19 protein-coding genes, 1 tRNA gene and 1 pseudogene are annotated in these 23862 nt (G+C 62.5%); 6 read left to right on the forward strand and 15 right to left on the reverse strand.

From position 1 onward, the window contains the following. Positions 1–38: 38 nt before the first annotated feature. The 4 genes and pseudogenes from QMO80_RS09150 to QMO80_RS09165 all read right to left on the reverse strand — a co-directional run bounded on the left by QMO80_RS09150 (position 39) and on the right by QMO80_RS09165 (position 4257). Positions 39–1634, reverse strand: a complete 1596-nt coding sequence (locus QMO80_RS09150) for an ABC transporter substrate-binding protein (RefSeq protein ID WP_283199780.1) — start codon at positions 1632–1634, stop codon at positions 39–41. 360 nt (positions 1635–1994) lie between these two features. Beyond that, positions 1995–2477 carry an iron-responsive transcriptional regulator RirA gene (gene rirA / locus QMO80_RS09155; RefSeq protein WP_065092105.1) on the reverse strand — a complete coding sequence of 161 codons (483 nt, stop codon included), beginning with the start codon at positions 2475–2477 and terminating at the stop codon, positions 1995–1997. A gap of 110 nt (positions 2478–2587) precedes the next feature. Continuing rightward, positions 2588–2710, reverse strand: a pseudogene (locus QMO80_RS09160) (metalloprotease); the annotation flags it as partial. Positions 2711–2760: 50 nt separating this feature from the next. Then, on the reverse strand, positions 2761–4257 hold the full coding sequence (locus tag QMO80_RS09165; RefSeq protein WP_283199781.1) for a CoA-acylating methylmalonate-semialdehyde dehydrogenase: 1497 nt from the start codon (positions 4255–4257) through the stop codon (positions 2761–2763). A 181-nt stretch (positions 4258–4438) separates the two neighbouring features. On the opposite strand from QMO80_RS09165, the gene QMO80_RS09170 reads away from it, so the two are divergent. Continuing rightward, positions 4439–4753 (forward strand): putative quinol monooxygenase, encoded by a 315-nt coding sequence (locus tag QMO80_RS09170; RefSeq protein WP_283199782.1) that lies wholly within the window; start codon positions 4439–4441, stop codon positions 4751–4753. Then, positions 4750–5631: a LysR family transcriptional regulator gene (locus QMO80_RS09175; RefSeq protein WP_283199783.1), complete on the forward strand. Its 882-nt coding sequence runs from the start codon at positions 4750–4752 to the stop codon at positions 5629–5631. Before QMO80_RS09170 ends, QMO80_RS09175 begins: the two co-directional genes overlap by 4 nt. Here the strand turns inward: QMO80_RS09175 and QMO80_RS09180 are convergent. The 4 genes from QMO80_RS09180 to QMO80_RS09195 form a co-directional block, all read right to left on the reverse strand. Beyond that, positions 5628–5798, reverse strand: coding sequence for a hypothetical protein (locus QMO80_RS09180; protein ID WP_010065010.1), 171 nt, complete (start codon positions 5796–5798; stop codon positions 5628–5630). The genes QMO80_RS09175 and QMO80_RS09180 overlap by 4 nt on opposite strands. A gap of 45 nt (positions 5799–5843) precedes the next feature. Then, on the reverse strand, positions 5844–6281 hold the full coding sequence (locus QMO80_RS09185) for a DUF4174 domain-containing protein (RefSeq protein WP_283199784.1): 438 nt from the start codon (positions 6279–6281) through the stop codon (positions 5844–5846). 94 nt (positions 6282–6375) lie between these two features. Beyond that, a tRNA-His gene (locus tag QMO80_RS09190) sits at positions 6376–6452 on the reverse strand. Positions 6453–6582: 130 nt separating this feature from the next. Further along, positions 6583–7032: a phasin gene (locus QMO80_RS09195; RefSeq protein WP_283199785.1), complete on the reverse strand. Its 450-nt coding sequence runs from the start codon at positions 7030–7032 to the stop codon at positions 6583–6585. A 214-nt stretch (positions 7033–7246) separates the two neighbouring features. On the opposite strand from QMO80_RS09195, the gene QMO80_RS09200 reads away from it, so the two are divergent. Continuing rightward, positions 7247–11137, forward strand: coding sequence for an ATP-binding protein (locus tag QMO80_RS09200; protein ID WP_283199786.1), 3891 nt, complete (start codon positions 7247–7249; stop codon positions 11135–11137). Positions 11138–11455: 318 nt separating this feature from the next. On the opposite strand, the gene QMO80_RS09205 is transcribed toward QMO80_RS09200, so the two are convergent. Then, a complete protein-coding gene (locus tag QMO80_RS09205) occupies positions 11456–13408 on the reverse strand; it encodes an acetoacetate--CoA ligase (RefSeq protein WP_283199787.1) in 1953 nt (650 codons plus the stop codon). A gap of 240 nt (positions 13409–13648) precedes the next feature. Here QMO80_RS09205 and QMO80_RS09210 point away from each other — a divergent pair, with 240 nt between their 5' ends. Beyond that, on the forward strand, positions 13649–15541 hold the full coding sequence (locus tag QMO80_RS09210) for an AsmA-like C-terminal region-containing protein (RefSeq protein WP_283199788.1): 1893 nt from the start codon (positions 13649–13651) through the stop codon (positions 15539–15541). 18 nt (positions 15542–15559) lie between these two features. Here the strand turns inward: QMO80_RS09210 and QMO80_RS09215 are convergent, their stop codons facing one another. From QMO80_RS09215 to QMO80_RS09235, 5 genes are all read right to left on the reverse strand, one after another. Beyond that, complete coding sequence (locus QMO80_RS09215) at positions 15560–16378, reverse strand: ABC transporter permease (RefSeq protein WP_283199789.1); 819 nt, start codon at positions 16376–16378, stop codon at positions 15560–15562. 3 nt (positions 16379–16381) lie between these two features. Beyond that, positions 16382–17293 carry an ABC transporter permease subunit gene (locus tag QMO80_RS09220; protein ID WP_097623914.1) on the reverse strand — a complete coding sequence of 304 codons (912 nt, stop codon included), beginning with the start codon at positions 17291–17293 and terminating at the stop codon, positions 16382–16384. A gap of 4 nt (positions 17294–17297) precedes the next feature. Beyond that, positions 17298–18440 (reverse strand): ABC transporter ATP-binding protein, encoded by a 1143-nt coding sequence (locus tag QMO80_RS09225; protein ID WP_283199790.1) that lies wholly within the window; start codon positions 18438–18440, stop codon positions 17298–17300. An 87-nt stretch (positions 18441–18527) separates the two neighbouring features. Next, positions 18528–19625, reverse strand: a complete 1098-nt coding sequence (locus QMO80_RS09230; protein ID WP_049733040.1) for a polyamine ABC transporter substrate-binding protein — start codon at positions 19623–19625, stop codon at positions 18528–18530. Between the two features lie 126 nt (positions 19626–19751). Next, positions 19752–21161: a short-chain fatty acyl-CoA regulator family protein gene (locus QMO80_RS09235; protein WP_283199791.1), complete on the reverse strand. Its 1410-nt coding sequence runs from the start codon at positions 21159–21161 to the stop codon at positions 19752–19754. A gap of 191 nt (positions 21162–21352) precedes the next feature. On the opposite strand from QMO80_RS09235, the gene aceA reads away from it, so the two are divergent. Together aceA and QMO80_RS09245 are read left to right on the forward strand one after the other, a co-directional pair. After that, a complete protein-coding gene (aceA, locus tag QMO80_RS09240) occupies positions 21353–22642 on the forward strand; it encodes an isocitrate lyase (protein ID WP_283199792.1) in 1290 nt (429 codons plus the stop codon). 21 nt (positions 22643–22663) lie between these two features. Beyond that, positions 22664–22900, forward strand: coding sequence for a hypothetical protein (locus QMO80_RS09245; protein ID WP_003584324.1), 237 nt, complete (start codon positions 22664–22666; stop codon positions 22898–22900). Positions 22901–22949: 49 nt separating this feature from the next. On the opposite strand, the gene QMO80_RS09250 is transcribed toward QMO80_RS09245, so the two are convergent. After that, a complete protein-coding gene (locus QMO80_RS09250) occupies positions 22950–23819 on the reverse strand; it encodes a LysR family transcriptional regulator (protein ID WP_283199793.1) in 870 nt (289 codons plus the stop codon). Positions 23820–23862 lie beyond the last annotated feature (43 nt).

The raw sequence follows: 23862 nt of genomic DNA on the forward strand, positions 1-23862 counted from the left end.
CGCACCCGGCGTTGACCGGGCAGTTTACAGATTTTTTATTATTCGGAAATGTCCACACCGTCGAAGCGGTGAATTCCGAGCGGGTCCATGAAGAAGCCCGAGACCTTCTTGCTCATCGGAACGAAGACCAATGAGTGGTTAATCGTATTCCAGGGAGCTTCCTTCTTGAAGATCAGCTGAGCCTGTTCATAGGCCTTCGTGCGCTCGGCGACGTCGGCCGTCTGCTTGGCCTTCGTCATCAGATCGTCGAATTCCTTGTTGCACCATTGAGCGCGGTTGTTGCCGCCGACAGCGTCGCAGCCAAGCAACGTATCCATGAAGTTGTCAGGGTCGCCGTTGTCGCCGGTCCAGCCGAGGATGACGGCACCGTCGCGGTTCTTGTCGGACGAGAGCTTCAGATATTCGGCCCATTCATGGGTGACGATTTCCGCATCGACGCCGACCTTGGCCAGGTCGGCCTGCATCAGTTCTGCGGCGCGGCGCGCGTTCAACATGTACGGACGCGAAACCGGCATCGCCCAGATCTTCATCTTCAGATCCTTGACGCCAGCATCTGCCAGCATCTTCTTCGATGCATCGGGATCATACTTGTCGTCCACGACGGCATCGTTATAGGACCACATCGTCGGCGGGATCGGGTTCTTGGCAACGGCCGCAGCACCCTGGAAGACGGCGTCGACGATCGCCTGCTTGTTGATCGCCATGTTCAGCGCCTTGCGGACTTCGGCCTTGTCGAAGGGAGCAATCAAGGTGTTGTAAGCGAGATACGAAACGTTCAGGCCGGCCTGCTCGAGCACGGTCAGGTTCTCGTCCTTCTTCAGTTCCGGCACGTCAGCCGCATTCGGATAGGGGATCAGGTGGCATTCGCCGGCCTTCAGCTTCTGCGCGCGGACGGCGGCGTCAGAGGTGATGGCGAACACCAGATCGTCGATCTTTTCCTTGCCCTTGAAATAGGTTTCGTTGGCCTTGTAGCGGATGACGGCATCCGGCTGGTAGGCGACGAAGGTGAACGGGCCGGTGCCGAGCGGCTGCTGGTTGAGCTGCGCCATCTTGCCGTCGGCGGCGAGCTTGTCGGCATATTCCTTGGAGACGATCGAGGCGAAGTCCATCGCAAGATCGGCGAGGAACGGCGCTTCGGGATGGTTGAGCGTGAACTTGACGGTGAGGTCGTCGACCTTCTCGATCGACTTGATCAGATCCGGGAAGCCCATGCCGGCGGCGTATTCGTAGGAACCGCCCTCGACATATTTGTTCCACGGATTGTCGGATTTCAGCTGGCGCTCGAAGGAGAACACGACGTCGTCGGCGTTGAAATCACGCGTCGGCGTGAAGAAGTCGGTGGTCTGATACTTGACGCCGGGATGAAGCTTGAAGGTGTATTCCGTGCCATCGGCCGAAACGCTCCAGCTGTCGGCGAGGCCGGGTTCGATCTCGGTGCCGCCATGCTTGAATTCGACCAGACGGCTATAGACCGTGCGCGACGAGGCGTCGAAGGTAGTGCCTGCCGTATAAAGGCTCGGGTCGAAGCCTTCCGGCGAGCCCTCGGAGCAATAGACAAGGGTCTTGGACCAGGCCGACGTTGCCATGACCGAAATCAGGGCCGTCGCTGCCAGCATGACAGAGATCTTTTTCATAATATTGTTTCCCGGTTGTTCTTTTTTGATGTCTGGAGACCGCAGATATGCATCCCGATCGACGGTCGATGGAACGACATTTATCTACTGAAAGCAACGGGCTACGGAGAAAATTTTTCCAGTTGGACAATTTTAGAAATTTTCAATCAAAAATCGGCCTCATTCGGACATATTCGGATAAAAACGACCGGAATTTCGTCGTATTTTGGATAATTGCGCCTCTTATGCGTGTCGCGATCGATCGGATTCGCCTGCCACGCTGGAGATATTTATCTCTTGCCGTGCCGGCGAAACGCGACAAACAAAAACCGCGATGGCCGGGGCCACCGCGGTTTTACAATTCTGTCCTGCTCGTTAAATTCAGGCGGCCGGCGCAACGATTTCGGGTTTGCGATAGGGCTGCTCGCCGGTAATTCCGAGAAGGAAATTGATCTGCGGACGGGCCTTGACCAGGTCGTCGATCGAATATTCCGAAAGCACGGCGAAGAAGGCGTTGAGCGCCTTGCGCAGCGCCGAATTCAGGCCGCAGCTGTCGACCAGCGGGCATTCCACCATGCCGTCATCCTCGAAGCATTCGGCCATGGCGAAACTGTCTTCCGTCACCCTGACGACGTCGAAGAGCGTGATGTCGGCGGCCGGTTTGCCCAGGCGCACGCCGCCATTGCGACCGCGCACGGTTTCCACCAGACCCGCCTTGTTCAGCGGCTGGAGGATCTTGAAAAGAAAGAGCTCGGAAACACCGTAAGCCTTGGCGATTTCCGGAATCCGGCTCAGGTGCCCGTCGTTGGCAGCACAATACATCAACATGCGAACCGCATAGTTGGTCTGCTTCGTCAACCGCATGCCATTCTCCTGACTCGTGCCTGTTCAGACCTATATAGGCGGTTTGGTAGTTTTGAACAATTCCAAAATATGAAATTCGCATTCAGCTTATGAGGCCAAATGCCGCGACGTCAATCCTGCTGCAGAATCCGGTCATATTCCAGAATTGCCTGCTTGCGTTCGGGGGTGCCTGGATGGGTGGAAAGCATGCTGGTGCGGGCATAATCGCCGAGCTTGGCTTCCAAGATCTCAAATAAAACGGGGGCCCAAAAGGCCCCCGAATTCTAGTCGTCAATCAGGCAGGTCACTTCATCGTCGGCATGACGAATTCAGCGCCGCTCTTGATGCCGGAGGGCCAGCGGGCGGTGACGGTCTTGGTCTTGGTCCAGAACTTGATCGAATCCGTGCCGTGCTGGTTGAGGTCGCCGAAGCTCGATGCCTTCCAGCCGCCGAAGGAGTGGTAGGCGAGCGGAACCGGGATCGGAACGTTGATGCCGATCATGCCGATATTGATGCGCGAGGCGAAATCGCGGGCGGCATCGCCGTCACGGGTGTAGATCGCAACGCCGTTGCCGTATTCGTGCTTCATCGGCAACGACAGTGCCTCTTCGTAATTGTGGGCGCGAACGACGGAGAGGACGGGCCCGAAGATTTCGGTCTTGTAGATATCCATCTCGGGCGTGACGTGATCGAACAGGCAGCCGCCGACGAAATAGCCGTCTTCATAGCCCTGGAGCTTGAAGTCGCGGCCGTCGACGAGCAGCTTGGCGCCTTCCTCGACGCCGCGGTCGATCAGACCACGAACGCGGGTATAGGCGTCCTTGGTGACCAGCGGGCCCATATCGGCCTGATCGTCGGTATAGGGGCCGATGCGCAGCGACTCGATCTTCGGGATCAGCTTTTCGACGAGGCGGTTGGCGGTTTCCTCGCCGACCGGAACGGCAACCGAGATCGCCATGCAGCGCTCGCCGGCCGAGCCGTAGCCCGCGCCCATCAGCGCGTTGACGGCCTGATCCATATCGGCATCCGGCATGATGATCATGTGGTTCTTGGCGCCGCCGAAGCACTGGGCGCGCTTGCCGTTCATCGCCGCCGTGCCGTAGACGTAGCGGGCGATCGGCGTCGAACCGACGAAGGAGACGGCGCCGATATCGGGATCGGTGAGGATCGCGTCGACGGCGCCCTTGTCGCCATTGACGACGTTGAGGATGCCGGCCGGAAGACCGGCCTCGATCATCAGTTCGGCAAGACGGATCGGCAGGGAAGGATCACGCTCGGAGGGCTTCAGGATGAAGGCGTTGCCGCAGGCGATTGCCGGCGCGAACATCCACATCGGGATCATGCCGGGGAAGTTGAAGGGGGTGATGCCGGCACCGATGCCGACCGGCTGGCGGATCGAATACATGTCGATCGCAGGACCCGCACCCTCGGTGAACTCGCCCTTGGCGAGATGCGGAATGCCGCAGACGAACTCGCAGACCTCGAGACCGCGGATGACGTCGCCCTTGGCGTCCTCGATCGTCTTGCCGTGCTCCCTGGAGAGCATTTCGGCAAGCTCGTCCATGTGCTTGTTCAGGAGTTCGACGAATTTGAAGAAGACGCGTGCGCGGCGCTGCGGATTGGTCGCAGCCCATTTCGGCTGCGCGGCCTTGGCGTTTTCGACTGCGGCGCGCAGTTCCTCGACGCTTGCGAGCGCGACCGTCGCCTGCACTTCGCCGGTCGCCGGATTGTAAACGTTGCTCACGCGGCCGCTGGTGCCGGCGACTTCCTTGCCGCCGATGAAATGACCGATCTCACGCATGGGATGCTCCTCCTGTTTTTGGGATGGCCTACGATCGCACTTCAATTTGCACAAATCAATGCGCTGATATAAGGAACCGTTGTGCGTAAATTATAGCGCTGCCGTTGCATCAGGCGCTGCTGCTGCCCCCAAACTTGGAACGGCACGCGGACAAGTCAAACCCTGAGGGGAGGTCAAACCGATGAGCTGCAAACCTGTCGTCAGAATGGCGGAGCTGGAGATCGATCCGGATAGGCTTGACGCCTATCGCGCATTGCTCACTGAGGAAATCGAGGCATCCGTCAGGCTGGAAGTCGGCGTCCTTTCCCTGAATGCCGTTGCCATCAGGGACGCCCCGAACCGGGTCCGTATTCTCGAGGTCTATGCCGACCAGGAGGCATACGAGGCTCATCTGCGGACGCCGCATTTCCTCAAATACAAGGCCGAGACGGCCGGCATGGTGACATCGCTGACGCTTCTCGACGTCGATCCGATCGCAATGCGGGCCAAGCCATGAACTGGGACGACGTCCGGATTTTCCTCGCCGTCGCCCGCACAGGGCAGATCCTTGCCGCCTCGAAGCGGCTGGGGCTCAATCACGCCACGCTCTCGCGCCGGCTGACCTCGCTGGAAGAGGCGCTGAAGACACGGCTTTTCATCCGCCGCACCAATGGCTGCGAGCTGACGGCCGAAGGCGAAGTGTTCCTGGCGTCCGCCGAGCGTATGGAAACGGAAATGCTCGCAGCACAGGCCAGCCTCGGCCACACCGATACGGCGATTGCCGGGACCGTGCGCGTCGGCGCGCCGGATGGATTCGGCGTTTCCTTTCTGGCGCCGCGCATAGGCCGGCTGATCGAGCGCCATCCGGCGCTGAAGATCCAGCTGGTGCCCGTGCCGCGCTCGTTTTCGCTGTCGCAACGCGAAGCCGATATTGCCATCACGCTGGAGCGGCCCGAACAGGGCCGGCTCGTCTCCTCGAAGCTCACCGATTACACGCTCGGCCTCTATGCCTCGCGCGACTATCTCACCTCCCGGGGCGCGCCCTGTGATATCGAGGCGCTGAAGGCGCATCCGCGCATCGGCTATGTCGAAGACCTGATCTTCACCGCCTCGCTGAACTTCTCCGGCGAAGTGATGCGCAGCTGGGACGCCGGCTTCGAAATCTCGACCGCGATCGGCCAGACGGAGGCGGTACGCTCCGGCGCCGGCATCGGCATCCTCCACGATTATATCGCCCGGCAATATCCCGAACTTCAGCGCATCCTGCCTGAGATTTCCATCCGCCGCGCCTATTGGACGACCTATCACGAAACGGCGCGCGACCTCGTGCGCGTCAGGAGCGTCGTCGATTTCCTGCAGGAACTCGTCGGTGCCGAACGCCACATCTTCCTCTAGGAGGTGGTGGACACGTGCTTGGCCGGGCCGTCGTTCTCATCCGGGTTCGGAACCGGCGCCTCGTCGGGCAGCCGATCCGGCTCCGGCTCCTTGATCGGCGGCACCGGCTTCCAGCCGGGCGCCGGCATCGGCGGCTGATCGGGAATGGGTTCGTTGGGCACGGACATGGCCGCCTCCCTTCTGATGTTTTATCGTGGATGATGTTCGGCCGGCTATTTGTCCGGCTTCAGCGATTCGGCAGCCCGCATCGGCATGCTGTCGATGATGGCGAAGAGCTCGCCATCGGTAATCGGCTCGCTGACCTTGAGCTTCACCGTGCCGTCCTTGCCGAGAAGGAAGGCCGCGAATTCACCGACCTCCGGCGCATCGAGATCCCGGCGGATCGCTTCGCCGTCGAGACCGTCGGCGGCGCCGAAGAGCGGTCGCACGCCTACGCCCGATATCTTCAACACCACTAGGTCACGCTCGTCGAGGGCCGAGCGGTCGGCCAGCAACTGATTTTCCTGCCGGGCGGCGCGGGAATTATCCCTGTCGGCAAAAACAACGAAGACGCGGTTCGTCCACTGGAAGGCAGCCAAGCTTTCGACCGGCGCATAAGCGCTGTTGGTCTCGTCGATTTTCGTCGCGCCGTAGAGAAGGGTTTTCGACATGCATATTCTCCCGTCAACTGAAGAACGGCGCGCGGCGGCATGGGTTCCATCGAAACGATAGGAGGCGGATTTTCGTTTGATCGTGTGGGGGAAATGGTACGGTTGGGGGGTCTCGAACCTCCGACCTCAGGTGCCACAAACCTGCGCTCTAACCAACTGAGCTACAACCGCATAAATCACGCTTGGCGCGACGGGGGTCACATACGAGGACTTGGCGATGAATTCAAGCCCCATTCCTCGTCAATATACAAAAAGGCTGGACGCGAGGTCCAGCCTTTTGTCTGCGATCGGTCAAGACCGATCAGGCGACCTTGAAGGAAGCCATGGCCTTTTCGGCGGCGTCCTTGGAGGGCTTTGCCAGCTTTTCGGCAACCTGCTTGGTGGTTTCCTGCATCGACTTCGCCTGCTCGACAGCCAGTTCGGCCTGCTTGCGCAGGAACGAGGTCTGCAGCTCGAAGAATTCGGCCGGGGACTTGACGCCGAGCAGCGCTTCCAGGTGCGAGAGCGAGCTCTCGGCGTTGACACGCAGAGCATCGATCGCCTTCAGGCCGATCTCGACAGTGCCGGCCTGTGCCGTCTGGACGGTGGCTTCAAGCGTCTTGCCGGCTTCCTCGCCGGCGGTCTTCAGCTTGGCATAGGCGTCCTTGGACTGCTGAGCGCCCTTTTCGGCGAAATCACGGAAGGATTCCGCGAACTTGGAGGGGTCGAAAGAAGCGATTGAAAAAACGTCGTCGGTCTTTATGGTAGCCATGGGTCGCATCCTTTGGGCTGAGGCAGTCGCTGCCTTCGGTAGTTGGGATGAAGCTTATATAAGACATTTCATTGTGCATTGCAACAATTATTGTGCGGCGCACAAGACGTTAACCTTGCCGGCCGAAAACACCCTGCACTTCTGGACCGGCATGCGCCCCGCAGTTATTAATAAGCCGTTAATTTAAGAAGGCCGACAGCGACAAGGTTCGATCATGCCCGCAGTCCAATATCCGTTCATCGATATCGCCGTGCATGCACGGGTGCGGGAACGCTTTTCACGCGGCGAGGCGATGGTGCTGTTTTCGGCCGACCTTGCCCGGCTGCTCTGGGCGAATGGTGCGGGTGCGGAGCTTTTCGGCCATTCGGCGGTCTATGACCTGCTCGATCAGGGCGTCGACCACACCGATATCACCTTCCGCCAGCTGGAAACGGCCGCGCGCCAGCTTGCCGATATCGGCGACACCAGAAGCCTGATGATCCGCGTCGCCAAGGGCTTTCAGCGGGCGCAGGTGCAGGCTGCAGCCGAACTGATCCGGCTTTCCCAGGGTGAAAAGGCGATCCTGTTTTCGGTGCCGGTCTCGGCAAAGCCGCTTGCTTCCGGCGCCTCGGCGGCGCAGATGCTGCAGGGGCTTGATGATCCCGACACGCATATGGCCGTCATCGGCGCCGACGGCGAAGTCATCGCCGCCTCGCCGGGTTTTGCCTCGCTCGGGATTTCCGAGCAGACCGCAAAGACCCTGATCAACCTTGCCGGCGCCCATCCCGACCGGCTGGTGAAACGACCGGTCGCCACCGGCAGAGGCAATCTCCCGGCCGCCGTCGGCAAGCTCAGCGACGAGCCGGCGCTCAACCTGCTCTTTGCCGTGGAGACGGCGATCGGCCATCTCGACCCGATCGACGCCGCCGCGGCGTCCGATCCGATCGATACGCCCAAGCTCGACTTGATCGATGCGCCCGCGCTCGACTCGCTCGATGCGCCCGCCCAGAAAGACGCCGTGCCGCCGGCCGAGGGGTTCGGCGACGAACCTGTTGCCGCCACGGGCTTCACCGAGATCATCGAGGCGGTCTCGGGGATCGAAGACGTCGAGGAGACGCTCGCGGACATCTCCGGCGAAAACGACCCGCCGGCGGAGACGGCAGCGGCATCCGCAGACGAGGTTGTCGAGGAAACCGGTCTCGCCGGATATGCGGAGCCGGAGAGCGACGGCGGCGTGCTCGACATCAGCACGCATGAGGCCAACGCGCCTGCCGCGATTATCGAGGACGACCTGCTCTCGATCACCGACACGGTAGAAACCGCGGCAGAAGAACCGCCTGCCGAGGCCAGCGAAGCGCCTGTCGAAGAGGCGCCGGCAGCGATACATGAAGAGCCCTTCGTCGCATCGCCTGCAGTCCCCGACGCCTCCCCTGCGCCTGAGCTTGCGGCTGCGCCCGGCTTCGTCTTCAGGCCGAACAGCCGCGCCACGCGCTTCGTCTGGAAGATCGATGCCGAGGGCCGCTTCAACGAGGTCAGCCACGAATTTGCCGAGGCCGTCGGTCCCCATGCATCCGAGATTATCGGCTCCGCCTTCGGCGATGTCGCCGCCCTCTTCAATCTCGATCCCGACGGCAAGCTTGCCGAGGCGCTCGCCCGCCGCGACACTTGGTCGGGCAAAACCATCCTCTGGCCGGTCGAAGGCACCAGCCTCGTCGTTCCGGTCGATCTGGCGGCGCTGCCGACCTATACCCGCAACCGCGACTTCGACGGCTTCCGCGGCTTCGGCGTCGTGCGGCTTTCCGATGCGCAGGAAGATCCGCTGGCGCTCGGCCTGACGCTCGGCCCGGATGGCGTCGGCCATGATGCGGCAAGCCTCGGCCCGGTGCCGGAAACTGTTGCCGAGGCAATACACGAGGTGCCGGCAGCGCATGACGGGACCGCGAGCGAGCCCGCCCTGATGGATGAGGTCGAGGACCAGGCGCCTGCGGCAAGCGAGCTGCCGACGGAGACGGAGACAGCGCCTGCGGCGATTGCCGCCGAGCAGGCGGACATTGAGCAGGAGCCAGGCGAGCAGGCATCCGTCGAGCCGCCGTTCCAGGAAAGCACTGCGGAGAAAGCAGACGATAGCGCCGATGTCGGCGATACCTCCGCCGTCGAACCAATAGCGGAAACGTCGAACGAGCCGCCGGCGCTTCGCATTTCGGAAACGCCCAATCGCCGTTTCTCCGACAAGATCGTTCAGCTCCATAACACCAGCGCCGGACTGACGGCCGCCGAGCAGGCGAATTTCCGCGAGATCGCCAAGCGGCTCGAAGCCTTCGGCGCCAGCAAGGACGAACCTGCCGCGCCGGCGCCGATCGAACCCTCCGTGACCGAAACGGCGAGCTTCGAAGAGGCTGCCGGACCCGAAGAGGTCGAGGCGGAAACACCCATTGCCGACGAGGCGGACCTGCCTTCGCCCGAGGACATCGCGCCGCAGGAGGCGATTTTCGAGAATGCCGCCGACGCGCAGCGCGAGGACGATGCCGCCGAGGAGCCCGATGTCATAGACGAGGACGAGGCGACGGAAGGACTGGAGGAGACGGTCAGCCAGATCGAGGTTCTGACAAGCTTCATCCCGCCGCGCGTCAAGATGACCGACGGGCTTTCGCTGGGAACGGTCGACCAGCTGCCTGTCGCCGTGCTCATCCATGTCGGCGATGCGCTGATCCATGCCAACCCGGAATTCATGCGGCTGACCGGCTACACTTCGCTCGACGCATTGCGCGAAGTCGGCGGCATCGAAGCCCTGCTGCAGCGCCGCGAACTCGAGGAGAAGGCCGCGGGTTCCGGCACCATGATGCTGGTCAAGGCCGACGACAGCCTCGTTCCGGTGACGGCGCGGCTGCAATCGGTGCGCTGGGAAGACGCCAATGCATTGATGCTGGCGCTGATGCCGGTGGAAGGCAAGGAAAGCAGCCGGTCGGAAGCGCGCCCAGAGCGCATGGTCGAAAAGGTCGCCAAGCTTCAGGTCGAAGTCGAGGAATTGCGCTCGATCCTGGAAACGGCGACCGACGGCGTCGTCGTCATCGGCACGGAGGGCGACATCCGCTCGATGAACCGGTCGGCCAGCGCGCTTTTCAATTACGACGAGCAGGAGACGCGCGGCAAACCCTTCGTCATGCTGTTTGCCCATGAGAGCCAGAAGGCGGTGCTCGACTATCTGAACGGCCTCTCCGGCCATGGCGTCGCCAGCGTGTTGAACGACGGACGCGAAGTGATCGGCCGCGAGGCCGCCGGCGGCTTCGTGCCGCTGTTCATGACGATGGGCCAGCTCACCTCCTCCAACGGCTATTGCGCCGTCATCCGCGATATCACCCAGTGGAAGCGCACCGAGGATGAGCTGCGCAACGCCAAGGGTGCGGCCGAAACCGCCAACGCCCACAAGACCGATTTCCTCGCCCGCGTCAGCCACGAGATCCGCACGCCGCTCAACGCCATCATCGGCTTTTCCGACATGATGGCCGGCGAACGCTTCGGGCCGATCGGCCATCCCCGTTATATCGAATATGCCAACGACATCGGCCGGTCCGGCCGGCACGTGCTGGATATCGTCAACGACCTGCTCGATATTTCGAAGATCGAGGCGGGCGAGATGGATCTCGATTTTGCCGCCGTCGGCCTCAACGAGGCGGTCTCGGAAGCCGTGGCACTCGTCCAGCCGCAGGCCAACGGCCAGCGCGTCATCATCCGCACGGCACTGTCGCATGCGGTGCCCGAGGTTGTGGCGGATCTGCGCTCGATCAAGCAGATCGCCCTCAACATCCTGTCGAACGCCATCCGCTTCACTCCGTCAGGCGGACAGATCGTCGTTTCCACCTCCTATGAGGCGAATGGCAGCGTCGTGCTGAGAGTGCGCGATACCGGCATCGGCATGACGCGCAGCGAACTCGACCAGGCGATGAAGCCGTTCCGGCAGGTCTCCTCGACTCAATCGCGCCATCGCGGCGACGGCACCGGGCTCGGCCTGCCGCTGACCAAGGCGATGGTCGATGCCAACCGGGCGGTGTTCTCGATCAATTCGGCGCCGAACGAGGGCACGCTCGTCGAGATCACCTTTCCGTCGCAGCGGGTGCTGGCCGGTTGAGCATAAAGAAAAGGCAGCCGAGGCTGCCTTGAATTTGGTGCTGTTCAACAAGAGCTCAGTCGATCACCATCATGTATCGAAAGCCCGCTGCATAATTCCTTAAATCGGAATCGATTTAAGGGCAAATTATGCAGCAACTTAAAGTTCTACAGCGTCCTTTGCGCGTCTGAAAAGACGCGCGGCGCTGTAGGGCTCCAGGCCGCCTCGTTCATACACGGCCCCCAAGTTAGCTTTTACATTTGACAAACCTTTCTTAACGAAAGGTTTCCATGACAGTGCATCGATAAGTGATTGAAGCTTGTAACGTCCGATCGGCGATCAATCCTTGAGTTCCTCCAGCCCGGCAAAGAGCCGCAGCGCCTCGGGATTGGCAAGTGCCTCCTGGTTCTTCACCGGCCTGTTGTGAACGACCTCGCGCACGGCGAGCTCGACGATCTTGCCGGATTTAGTGCGGGGAATATCGGCGACCGCGATGATCTTCGCCGGCACATGCCGCGGCGAGGCGCCGGTGCGAATGCGCGTCTTGATCGCCTTGATCAGATCCTCGCTCAGCGTCACACCGGCGGCAAGCCGGACGAAGAGGATGACCCGCACGTCGTCCTCCCACTCCTGGCCGATGCACAGCGCCTCGGCCACCTCCGCCATCTGCTCCACCTGATTGTAGATCTCCGCCGTGCCGATGCGCACGCCGCCGGGATTGAGCGTCGCATCCGAACGGCCGTGGATGATCAGGCCGCCATGCTCGGTCCATTCGGCGAAATCGCCGTGGCACCAGACATTGTCGAAGCGGTCGAAATAGGCGGCGCGGTATTTGGCGCCGTCGGGGTCGTTCCAGAACATCACCGGCATCGACGGGAAGGCCTTGGTGCAGACGAGTTCGCCCTTCTCGCCGCGCACCGGTCTGCCGTCATCGTTCCAGACATCGACCGCAAGGCCGAGGCCCGCCCCCTGGATCTCGCCGCGCCAGACCGGCTGCAGCGGATTGCCGAGCACGAAGCAGGAGACGATATCGGTGCCGCCGGAGATCGAGGCGAGCTGCACGTCTTGCTTGATGCCCTCATAGACGAAGCTGAACCCCTCGGGCGACAGCGGCGAGCCGGTCGAAGTCATCAGCCGCAGGCTGGAAAGATCGTGGCTGTTGCGCGGCGTCAGCCCGCTTTTGCGCACCGCATCGATATATTTCGCCGAGGTGCCGAAGATCGCGAAGTTCTCGGCCGCGGCATAATCGAACAGCACGTTGCCGTCAGGCGCAAAGGGCGAACCGTCGAACAGGCAGAGCGTGGCGCCGCTGGCAAGGCCGCTGACCAGCCAGTTCCACATCATCCAGCCGCAGGTGGTGAAGTAGAACAGCTTCTCGCCGGCCTCCAGGCCGCAATGCAGCCGCTGCTCCTTGAGATGCTGCAGCAGCGTGCCGCCGGCCGAATGCACGATGCATTTGGGCACGCCCGTCGTGCCTGAGGAAAACAGGATGTAGAGCGGGTGCGAGAAGGCGAGCGGCGTGAACGCGACCTCCTTTGCCGCATAGGGCGCGACGAAGGCTTCCAGCGTCGAAGCGCCGGGCGTTGTGCGCGCCACCGCTTCCGCATCGCCGGCGTAGTGGACGACGATCGTCGGCACACCCAAGCTCTTTGCGACGGTTGCGACCTTGGCGCCGACATCCTGCAGCTTGCCGGAATACCAATAGGCATCGCAGGCGATGAACAGCTTCGGGCCGATCTGGCCGAAACGGTCGAGCACGCCCTGCTCGCCGAAATCGGGAGAGCAGGACGACCAGATGGCGCCGATCGAGGCGGCGGCGAGCATGGCGGCGACGGTCTCCGGCATGTTCGGCATCATCGCGGCGATACGGTCGCCCTCGCCAATGCCCTGCGCCTTGAAGGCCTGCTGCAGCTTCGACACCAGCGCCCGCAGCCGGTCCCACGACCAGCGGTCCGCAGCCTTGTCCTCGCCACGGAAGATGATCGCATCACCCTCGCCGCGCCCCGAGAGCAGGTTCTCGGCGAAGTTCAGCGTCGCATCGGGAAAGAAGCGCGCCTCCAGCATGCGGTCGCCGTCGATCAGCACCTCTGCGCCGCGCTCTCCCTTCACGCCGCAGAAATCCCACACAGTCGACCAGAACTTCTCCCGCTCGGCCACCGACCAGGCATGCAGATCCGCAAAGCCGGAAAGCGAAAGCCCGAAATCGGCATTGCAGCGCGCCATGAAGGCATGGATCGGGCTTTTTGCAACGGCGTCCGCCGAGGGCACCCAAAGTGGTCTGTTATCCTGCATTCAATCCTCCTCCCCAATGCCGCCTTTATATCATGCTGCATTGCATTATAAAGTGCGGAACCGACGCGATCCCAGCCTCCGCATTCGCAAGCACGATGCATAGCTTCAAAGTGCCGCAGCGTCTTCGGCGCGTCTGAAACCATGGGCGTCACGGTGGGGGATTTGCATATGCCGGATATTTCCTATATCCGGCGAAATCAGCGCTTAACGGGATAACCGGCGGAATTGCCGGCGGAGATCATGAGCACGTCAAGACATCGCAGGTGGCGCAGGAAGATCGGACCCGTTTCGCGCTGGCTTCCGGCCTTCGCCCGCCTGTCGACGGTGTTCCTGCTGATCGCGCTGGCGCTTTTCGTGGCGCTCCGGGTCGCCGCACCCTATCTGATCACCACCGGTTTCGTGCGCTCGGGCATCGAGGACGCACTGTCGAAATGGACGGGCTACCACGCCGAGATCAAAGGCACGCCGGTTCTCGAATTCTGGCCGACGCCGCGCATCACGCTGAACCAGATCACCATCCGCCAGCCGCGCGACAGCGGCGACAAGCTGCTCGGCAGCATCGACAGCCTGTCGGCCGATTTCAGCCTCATCGATGCGCTGAGAGGCCGCACCAGCTTCCACGAGTTCCACCTGGTGCGCCCCAACCTGGCGCTGACGCGCGACGACAAAGGGCTGATCGACTGGAGTTATGCCGGCCTGCTCGCCCGCGCGATCAGCGGCGTGCGTTATGAAAACGGCGCCGAGGTGCTCGACCCCGATCTCGATGCCGAGATCGGCGCGGTGACGGTCGAAGACGGCACGCTTGCGGTAACCGACATCAAGACCGCCAAGACCTATCGTTTCGACAGCGTCACCGCGGATATCGCCTGGCCGAGACTTTCCGGCGCGATCTCGGCTGTTGTCATCGCCCGCATCAACGGCGAAGACCTGAAGGTCGATTTCGCCTCGCGCCAGCCGCTGCTCGTCTTTGCCGGCAGGAATGCCGAGACGCGGACGTCGCTCACATCGAACCTCTTGACGGCCCGCTTCCAGGGAATTGCCAACATTGCCAGCCTTTCGGCGCTTTCCGGCAATATCGCCGCCAGCATTCCCGATATGCCGGCACTTCTCAAATGGTCGGGCAAATCGATCCCCGGCATCGCAACGCTGAAGAGCGCCTCGCTGGAATCCGACATCATGTCGTCGGGCAACGGGCTGCGCTTCAACAATCTCAGCCTGTCGCTGAACGAAGCGAGCGCCACCGGGGTGATGGACCTTTTGACCCAACCCGGCAAACGGCCGAAGATCGGCGGCACGCTCGCCTTCGACCAGATGAACCTCAAGCCGTTCCTCGACGCCTTCGCGCTCAGGCTCGCCGCCGGCGAGGCGGAGGAAATCTCCGCCGGCATAAACGGGCCGCTGCGGCTGCTCGATGTCGACGTCAGGCTTTCGGCGCGGCGCGCGCAGATGGGTCTCTTTGCGCTTTCCGATGTCGGCGCCAGCATGATCGTTGCAGGCGGCGAAGCGAAATTCGACATCGGCGACAGCCGGTTCGAAGGCGGCGAGATGACCGCGCATCTGGAAGCAACCCAGCGCGACTTCGACGGCGGCGGCAAGCTGCAGTTGTCGATCCGCGATGCCGACTTCGCAGCCCTCGCCGAGCGCCTGCAGTTGAAGGGACCGTTGCCGCTGGCGACCGGATCGCTCGACCTCGACCTGCAGTCGCCGAAGGCAATCTGGACGACCGGTCTTGCCGACGTCACCGGCCGGCTGCACTTCTGGACGAGGGAGGGCACGATCCCCGGCATCGATGCCACGGCGCTGAGGGCGCAGGCAGCCGAAAAACCGTTCTTTCCGCTGAGCGCTGCGGCAGGCGGCGCCTTCGCTTTCAACCAGCTGAACCTGCAGGCCGACTTCGCCAACGGCTCCGCCGAGATGCACGACGCCCGGATCGCCGGCGCGGCCGAGACGCTGACGCTGTCCGGCGTCGTCACCTATCAGTCGAACGGGCTGGCGCTGTCCGGATCGCTGGAGTCGACCGATCCGGCCAAGGCGGCGGATCTGCCGCTTCTGCCGTTCTTCATCGGCGGCTCATGGCCGAACCCGGTGATCTCGCCGGTGCCGCTCTTCGGCACCACACCGCACGCGCAGTAGACCGTTTTCCTCGGTTCATCAGGCGCCAGCGGCGGCCGCACGCTCATCCCGCTGGCGCTGGATTTCGCGGCGCTTGGTGACGAGCGAAGCGCAGATGACGCCGACAGCGACGATGCCGATCAGGATGGTGCAGACCGCGTTGATCTCGGGCGTCACGCCGAGGCGGACCTGGCTGTAGATCCGCATCGGCAGCGTGGTGGCGCCCGGACCCGAGGTGAAGCTGGCGATCACCAGATCGTCGAGCGACAGGGTGAAGGCAAGGATCCAGCCTGAGATCACGGCCGGCGCGATGATCGGCAGGGTGATCTCGAAAAAGGTGCGCACCGGCGGCGCGCCGAGATCCTGCGCCGCTTCCTCGATCGACCGATCGAAGCTCAAGAGCCGCGACTGCACGACGACGGCGACGAAACACATGGTCAGCGTCGTATGCGCCAGCGCGATCGTCCAGAAGCCGCGGTCGAAGCCGATCGCGACGAAGAGCAGCAGCAGCGACAGGCCGGTGATGACGTCGGGCATGACGAGCGGCGCGTAGATCATGCCCGAAAACAGCATGCGGCCGCGAAAGCGGGTGTAGCGCACCAGCGTCAGCGCCGCCATCGTGCCGAGGATGGTGGCGAGTGTCGCCGACAGCAGGCCGACACGGATCGTCACCCAGGCGGCGTCGAGCAGGCCCTGGTTCGAGAGCAGCGACACATACCATTTGGTTGAGAAGCCGCCCCAGACGGTGACGAGCTTCGATTCGTTGAAGGAGAAGATCACCAGAAGCACGATCGGCAGGTAGAGGAAGGCAAAGCCAAGCGTGACCGAGACAATGTTGAAACGGGTCCATTTCAGCATGGCTTATTTCCCCCGCTCTTCGGCCTTGGCCTGGGCGTTCTGAAAGAAGACGATCGGGATCACCAGGATCATCAGCAGGATCGTCGCGACCGCCGAGGAGACCGGCCAGTCGCGGTTGGCGTTGAACTCGTTCCAGAGCGTCTTGCCGATCATCAGCGTCTGCGAACCGCCGAGCAGGTCGGGAATGACGAACTCACCGACAGCGGGAATGAAGACCAGCATGCAGCCGGCCACCACACCGGGGATCGACAGTGGAAAGGTGACGCGCCAGAAAGCCCGGATCGGCGTGCAACCGAGATCCTGTGCGGCCTCGATCAGCGTACCATCCATCTTTTCCAGCGCCGAATAGAGCGGCAGCACCATGAACGGCAGATAGGAATAGACGATGCCGATATAGACGGCGGTCGTGGTGTTGAGGATGATCAGCGGGCTGTCGATGATGTGCAGCGACTGGAGAAGCTGGTTGAGAAGCCCTTCCGGCTTCAGGATCGCGATCCAGGAATAAACCCGGATCAGGAAGCTCGTCCAGAACGGCAGGATGACCAGCATCACCAGCGTCGGGCGGATCGTCCGCGGCGCCTGCGCCATGCCATAGGCGATCGGATAGGCGATCAGCAATGTGAGGAAAGTGGCGATCCCGGCAATCACCACGCTTGAGATATAGGCATTGAAATAGAGCGCGTCGTCGGTGAGGTAGGCGTAATTGTCGAAGGACAGTTCTCCGATCTTGCTCCAGAGCCCGGCCCAGCCGTCGGCAAGCGAGAAGACCGGCTCGTAAGGCGGCATGGCGATTGCCGTCGTCGACAGCGAAATGCGGAAGACGATGAAGAACGGCGCCAGGAAGAAGAGCAGCAGCCAGGCATAAGGGATGGCGATGACGAGCCGATTGTAGAGGCCGGAGGTGAGCTTGCCCATGATCTCAATCCTTCAAGAGAACGCCGGCGTTCTCGTCGAACGAGATCCAGACTTCCTGGTCGTAGGTGAAGGGGTCGTCGACGGAGCGCTGCGCATTGAGGGACGAGGCTTTGACGATCTTGCCGCTCTGCAATTTCACATGGAAGACGGTCATATCGCCGAGATAGGCGATATCCCAGAGTTCCCCGCTGGCGGCGTTGACCGAAGCATTGGCGGGCGCTTGACGCAAGACCCGCATCTTTTCCGGCCGGATGGCGAAGCCGACGGCGCTGCCTGACGGCGGTGTCTCGGACGCGGCGACGCGCACGCTGAAGCCGCTGTCGACCGATATCTCGACGGTGCCGTTGCCGGATGAGGCGACCTTGCCGTCGAAGATGTTGACGTCGCCGATGAAATCCGCAACGAAACGGGAATTCGGCGCCTCGTAGATCTCGGCCGGTGTGGCCACCTGCACGACCTTGCCGTGGCTCATGACGGCGATGCGGTCTGCCATGGTCATCGCCTCTTCCTGGTCGTGGGTGACGACGACGAAGGTGAGGCCGAGGCTCTGCTGCAGATCCATCAGTTCGAACTGGGTTTCCTCGCGCAGCTTCTTGTCAAGCGCGCCGAGCGGTTCGTCGAGCAGCAGCACCTTCGGGCGCTTGGCGAGCGAGCGGGCCAGCGCCACGCGCTGGCGCTGGCCGCCGGAAAGCTGGTTCGGCTTGCGTGAAGCGAACTGCTCGAGCTTGACGAGCTTCAGCATCTGCGCGACGCGGTCGGTCATCTCATCCTTCGCCATGCCGTCCTGTTTCAGGCCGAAGGCGATATTCTTCTCGACCGTCATATGCGGGAAAAGCGCATAGGACTGGAACATCATGTTGACCGGCCGCTTGTAGGGCGGCGTCCCGGCCATGTCGGTGCCATCGAGAACGATCTCGCCCGCGGTCGGCTGCTCGAAGCCGGCGAGCATGCGCAGCAGCGTGGACTTGCCGCAGCCCGAAGCGCCGAGCAGCGCGAAGAACTCGCGGTGATAGATATTCAGCGACAGATCGTCGACGGCGGTAAAATCGCCGAAGCGCTTGGTGACATTCTTGAAAGCGATGAAGGGTTTTGCAGAGGGATCGGTCCAGGGCGCGAAAGCGCGGCGGATATTGCCGAGAGACTTCATATTATTCCCCGAATACAGGTTTTTCCGGCCTCCACCCGGGCCGGTAATTGAAAGGCCCGGACGTTTCCGTCCGGGCCCAAGGCTGCATTACTGGCCGGTGACGACCTTCGTCCAGAGGCGCGTCCCCAGGCGCTGCGTTTTCGGATCCCACGGCTTGACCGTGAAGAGGTTCTTCATCACCGCCTCTGTGGGATAGACGGCCGGATCTTCCAGAATGTCCTTGCTGACGAACTGCTGCGAGGCCTTGTTGCCGTTAGCATAGAAGGTGTGGTCGCTCGCCTTGGCGATGACCTCAGGCTTCATCATGTAGTTGAGGAATTCGTGGGCTTCGGCGACGTGGGGCGCATCGGCGGGGATGGCCATCATGTCGAACCACATCTGGGCGCCCTGCGGGGGAACCGAGTAATTGACCTCGACACCATTCTTGGCTTCGGCCGCGCGGTCGCGCGCTTGCAGCATGTCGCCGGAATAGCCGAAGGCGATGCAGATGTCGCCGTTGGCAAGCGCATTGATATATTCGGAGGAATGGAACTTGCGGACATAGGGGCGCATAGCCGTCAGCAGTTCTTCGGCCTTCTTGAAATCCTCAGCCTTGGTGGAGTTCGGGTCGAGGCCGAGATAACGAAACGCCGTGGTGATGACGTCCTTCGGCGTGTCGAGCACGTAGATGCCGCAATCCTTGAATTTTGCGGCGACCTTCGGATCGAAGATCACTTCGAGGCCGGGCTTGGCATCGGGACCGAGGATTTCGGCGACCTTCTTGACGTTATAGCCGATGCCGTCGGTGCCCCACATGTAATCGACCGCGTGTTCGTTGCCCGGGTCGTATTCGGCGGTGCGCTGTTGGATCACATCCCACATGTTGGACAGGTTCGGCAGTTTCGACTTGTCGAGCTTCTGGAAGACGCCGGCCTGGATCTGGCGCTGCAGGAAGTCGGCTGTGGGAACGACGACGTCATAACCGGTGCCGCCGGCAAGCAGCTTGGTTTCCACGGTCTCGTTGGAATCGAAGGTGTCGTAGACGACCTTGATGCCGGTTTCCTTGGTGAAGTCGGCAAGGATGCTGTCGTCGATATAATCCGACCAGTTGTAGACGTTGACGACGCGCTCCTGGGCAAAGGCCGGCGCGGCGGCAAGGAGCGCTGCAACGGCGGCGGCCGTCACGCTTGGAATGATTGACCTCATGACTTCTCCTGTTTGTTCAAAGAGCCCGCACCCCCGGACGTCTTTTCCCTCTGGTTTTGCATGCAGACTAAGAAGGAATTTCACAGCCCACAAGCGCAAAATCCTGCGCCTTCAATGATTTCACAATCACTGGAAATCGAAGGCGCTGAGCCCCGCCACCATCTCGTCGAGCCCGAGCGGCCGCGTCACCGGCGGCTCGGCCCGGGAAAGGCAGCCGCGCCGTTCGCAGAGGCGACAGGCGGGGCCGATCGCCACCGGCTCGAGCGCCGTCGCCTGGCCGTAGATCAGCGCCTCGCCAAGCGCGGCGTCGCAGCCGATCAGCAACGCGGTGCGCCGCAGCCTTTCACCGAATTCGACGCTAGGCCCCTCCAATGTGCGGGCGACCGTCAGGAACGAGGCGCCATCCGGCATGACCACGGTTTCAGCCAGGATCTGGCCCGGCTGCAGGAAGGCGGCGTGGAGATTGAGCTTCGGACAGCCGCCGCCGAAGCGGGCCTGCGGAAAACCCTGGGCGCCTGCCCGCCGCAGCCGGTGGCCCGCGGCATCGATCTCGATCAGGAAGAAGGGAATGGCGGCGGCACCGGGGCGCTGCAGCATCGTCAGGCGCGCGGCGGCATGGCTGAAGGAGACGCCGAAGCGGGCGCGCAGAATGTCGATATCGTAGCGCGTCGACTTCGCCGCGGACAGAAAGGCTTCGTAGGGCATGGCCAGCGCCAGGGCGGCGATGCGGGCAAGCTCGAAGCGGGCAATGCGGCGCGCCTCGGCCGAGGAGAGTGCGAGATCGTCGAGTTCGGCATCGATGGCCGGCGACAAAGCGAGGGTCGCCGCCTCGACTGATATCTCGTGCGCGCGGTCGGCCGGCGACAGACGCTCCGAGATGAAAAGCCGCATCGAGTGGCGATCGAAGCGGCGGCGCAGATCCGGCATGACGTGCACCGGCAGCACCCGCACCGCGATGCCGCGCTCGGCGCGCAGCCAATCTTTGAGACCGGCGGCCAGATCGAGGCCGCCGGGAAGTGTCGCGGCAAATGTCTCCGCCGCCGTCTCGATCCGTCCGAAATAGGCAGACCGGCGTTCCAGTGCTTCGCGTACCTCGTCAAGCGGCAAGCGGCCGGCGGCGACGGGCGCATGGCCCTCGGCGGCCATCAGCGCCGTCAGATCGGACAGTCTCGCCGCCTGCTCGCGATAGGCGCGGTAGAGCTTGATCATGCCGCTTGCGGCATTGGGCGCGGCCTCGGCCACCTCGACCAGTTCCTGGTCGCCGGGCAATTCGCCCGCAAGCAGCGGATCGGCAAAGACTTCCTTGAGCTGGCCGAGACTGCCGCCGGTCTGCCCGCGCAACTCCTCCAGGTCGACCCGGTAGACGGCCGCGAGCTTCAAGAGGAGCTGCACCGTCAGCGGCCGCTGGTTGCGCTCGATGAGGTTCAGATAGGAGGGCGAGATTTCAAGCGCCTCGGCCATGGCGGTCTGGGTCAGCGCCAGCGCATTGCGGATGCGCCGCAGTTTCGGGCCTGCGAATATCTTCCGTTCCGCCATGTGACACCCTTTGACAAGTCAGCGGCGCCAATCTTTACAAAATTTTACAAATTCACAGCGCCGCTCTGTCAATCCTCGTCATCTTAACCTCTTTCCCGCCAGCAAATCAAAGGTTTTTCTGGTCATGCCGGGAGATACTGTCAATCTTGTCATCAACACCCGCAATATCGTTTTTTCGTGAGGAGATCAGCATGACCGATTTTTACAAACTTGTTCCCAATGCATCGGCAGGCCGTTTCGACGGCATCGACAGGCCGTACTCGGCCGCTGACGTGCAGCGGCTCAGGGGCTCGGTGGCGCTCACCCATACGCTGGCCGAAATGGGGGCGGACCGGTTGTGGCGGCTCTTACACCAGGAGGATTTCGTCAATGCGCTCGGCGCGCTTTCCGGCAACCAGGCCATGCAGATGGTGCGCGCCGGGCTGAAGGCGATCTATCTCTCCGGCTGGCAGGTGGCGGCCGACGCCAATACGGCATCGGCGATGTATCCCGACCAGTCGCTTTACCCCGCCAATGCCGGGCCGGAGCTTGCCAAGCGCATCAACCGCACGCTGCAGCGCGCCGATCAGATCGAAACGTCAGAGGGCCAGGGGCTTGCCGTCGACACCTGGTTCGCGCCGATCGTCGCCGATGCCGAAGCCGGCTTCGGCGGGCCGCTCAACGCCTTCGAGATCATGAAGGCCTATATCGAGGCGGGTGCGGCCGGCGTCCATTTCGAGGATCAGCTCGCCTCGGAGAAGAAATGCGGCCATCTCGGCGGCAAGGTGCTGATCCCGACGGCCGCCCATATCCGCAATCTCGACGCCGCCCGGCTTGCCGCCGACGTCATGGGTGTTGCGACGCTGGTCATTGCCCGCACCGACGCGGAAGCGGCAAAACTGCTGACATCCGATATCGACGAGCGCGACCAGCCCTTCGTCGATTATGATGCCGGGCGCACGGTCGAAGGCTTCTATCAGGTCAGGAATGGCATCGAGCCCTGCATCGCCCGGGCTGTGGCCTATGCGCCGCATTGCGATCTCATCTGGTGCGAGACCTCGAAGCCGGATCTCGATCAGGCGCGCCGTTTTGCCGAGGGCGTGCACAAGGTCTACCCCGGCAAGCTGCTCGCCTATAATTGCTCGCCGTCCTTCAATTGGAAGAAAAACCTCGACGAGGCGACGATCGCAAAGTTCCAGCGCGAGCTCGGCGCGATGGGCTATAAGTTCCAGTTCATCACGCTCGCCGGCTTCCACCAGCTGAACTACGGCATGTACGAACTGGCGCGCGGCTACAAGCAGCGGCAGATGTCGGCCTATTCCGAGCTGCAGCAGGCGGAATTCGACGCCGAGGTCAACGGCTACACCGCCACCAAACATCAGCGCGAGGTCGGCACCGGCTATTTCGACGCCGTGTCGCTCGCCATCACCGGCGGCCGCTCGTCGACCACGGCGATGCACGATTCAACCGAACATGCGCAGTTCAAACCGGCTGCGGAATAACCTGAAGAGGAGGAGAAGACCATGGCATCCATTTCACGCGTCCGGGAACGGGCCGAGGAGCAGTCGACCAGCATGAGCGAGGATCAGCAGACGACGATCCGCATGCTCGCCAACGACCTGCATCGGCTGAACCAATCGGTCATGAAAGCCGTCGAGGCCGGCGTCTCGGTCGAGCTGGTGCGCTCGGCCCGCCATCACGGCGGCGACGGCAACTGGGGCGACCTGCTGATCCCCGTCGTTGTCACCAACCGGCATTGAAGAGAACGCCCGCGCATCCTAAGAAATGCGCGGGCGCTTCATCGTAATTTCAGCCGCGGCTCGGCCGTTTTCCGGCAAAGAGATCGGCATAACTTCTGATCAGCTTGGTCATGCGGTCGGCGACGGTGCGGATCTCCGGGCGATGGCGGTCCTCGGCATTCATGACGATCCATTGCGCGTGGCGCAATTCCGGGAGCTCGCCGCCAAGGCGCTGCAAATCGGGATGGAGATCGCCGACGAAACAGGGAAGCACGGCCTTGCCGGCGCCGGCGCGCACCAGATCCGGCAGCGACCGCGGCCGGTTGACGGTGGCGACGATATTCGTTGCGGCATGGGCATGCGGCCAGCGCAGATAGGCCGATATCGCCTCCTCCTCGGCAACCGCAATCCAGCGTTCATCCGTCTCGGCGGCGTTGCGTCTGATATAACAGGCATAGGCCACCTCGCCGAGCCGGCGGGCGGCAAGATTGGCCTCCTCAGGCTCGAAGGCGCGAATGCCGATATCGCTCTCGCGGTAGGCAAGGCTCGCCCGCGCCTCGCCGATGGTCAGCGAAATGGCAAAGCCATCGCCCGGCATGCGGATGGCGGCGAAATTCTCCGTCAGCAGCCAGGCGACCCAGGTGCCGGCGGTAATCCTGACGGTCGTACCGCCCTCGCCCGATTGCCGCCACGCCTCCACCTTGCGGGCAGCGGCCTCCATCTCCTGCAGGTGATCGAGCAGCGCCTGGCCGTCCTGCGTCAGGCGGTAGCCGGTCTGGCTGCGCGAAAACAAGGCGCGGCCGACCTCCTGTTCGAGATCGAGCATGCGCCGACCGACGGTCGCGGGGCTGAGCCCGCTTGCCGTGCTTGCCCCCGTCAGGCCGCCGAGGCGGGCGACCTGCAGGAAAAGTTGGTAGGAATCCCAATTTGCATTTTTCATGGATGAAAAACATAGCGGGATTTTCCCTGTTTATGAAGAGATA

This window comes from Rhizobium sp. BT03, from assembly GCF_030053155.1.
Lineage (GTDB): Bacteria > Pseudomonadota > Alphaproteobacteria > Rhizobiales > Rhizobiaceae > Rhizobium.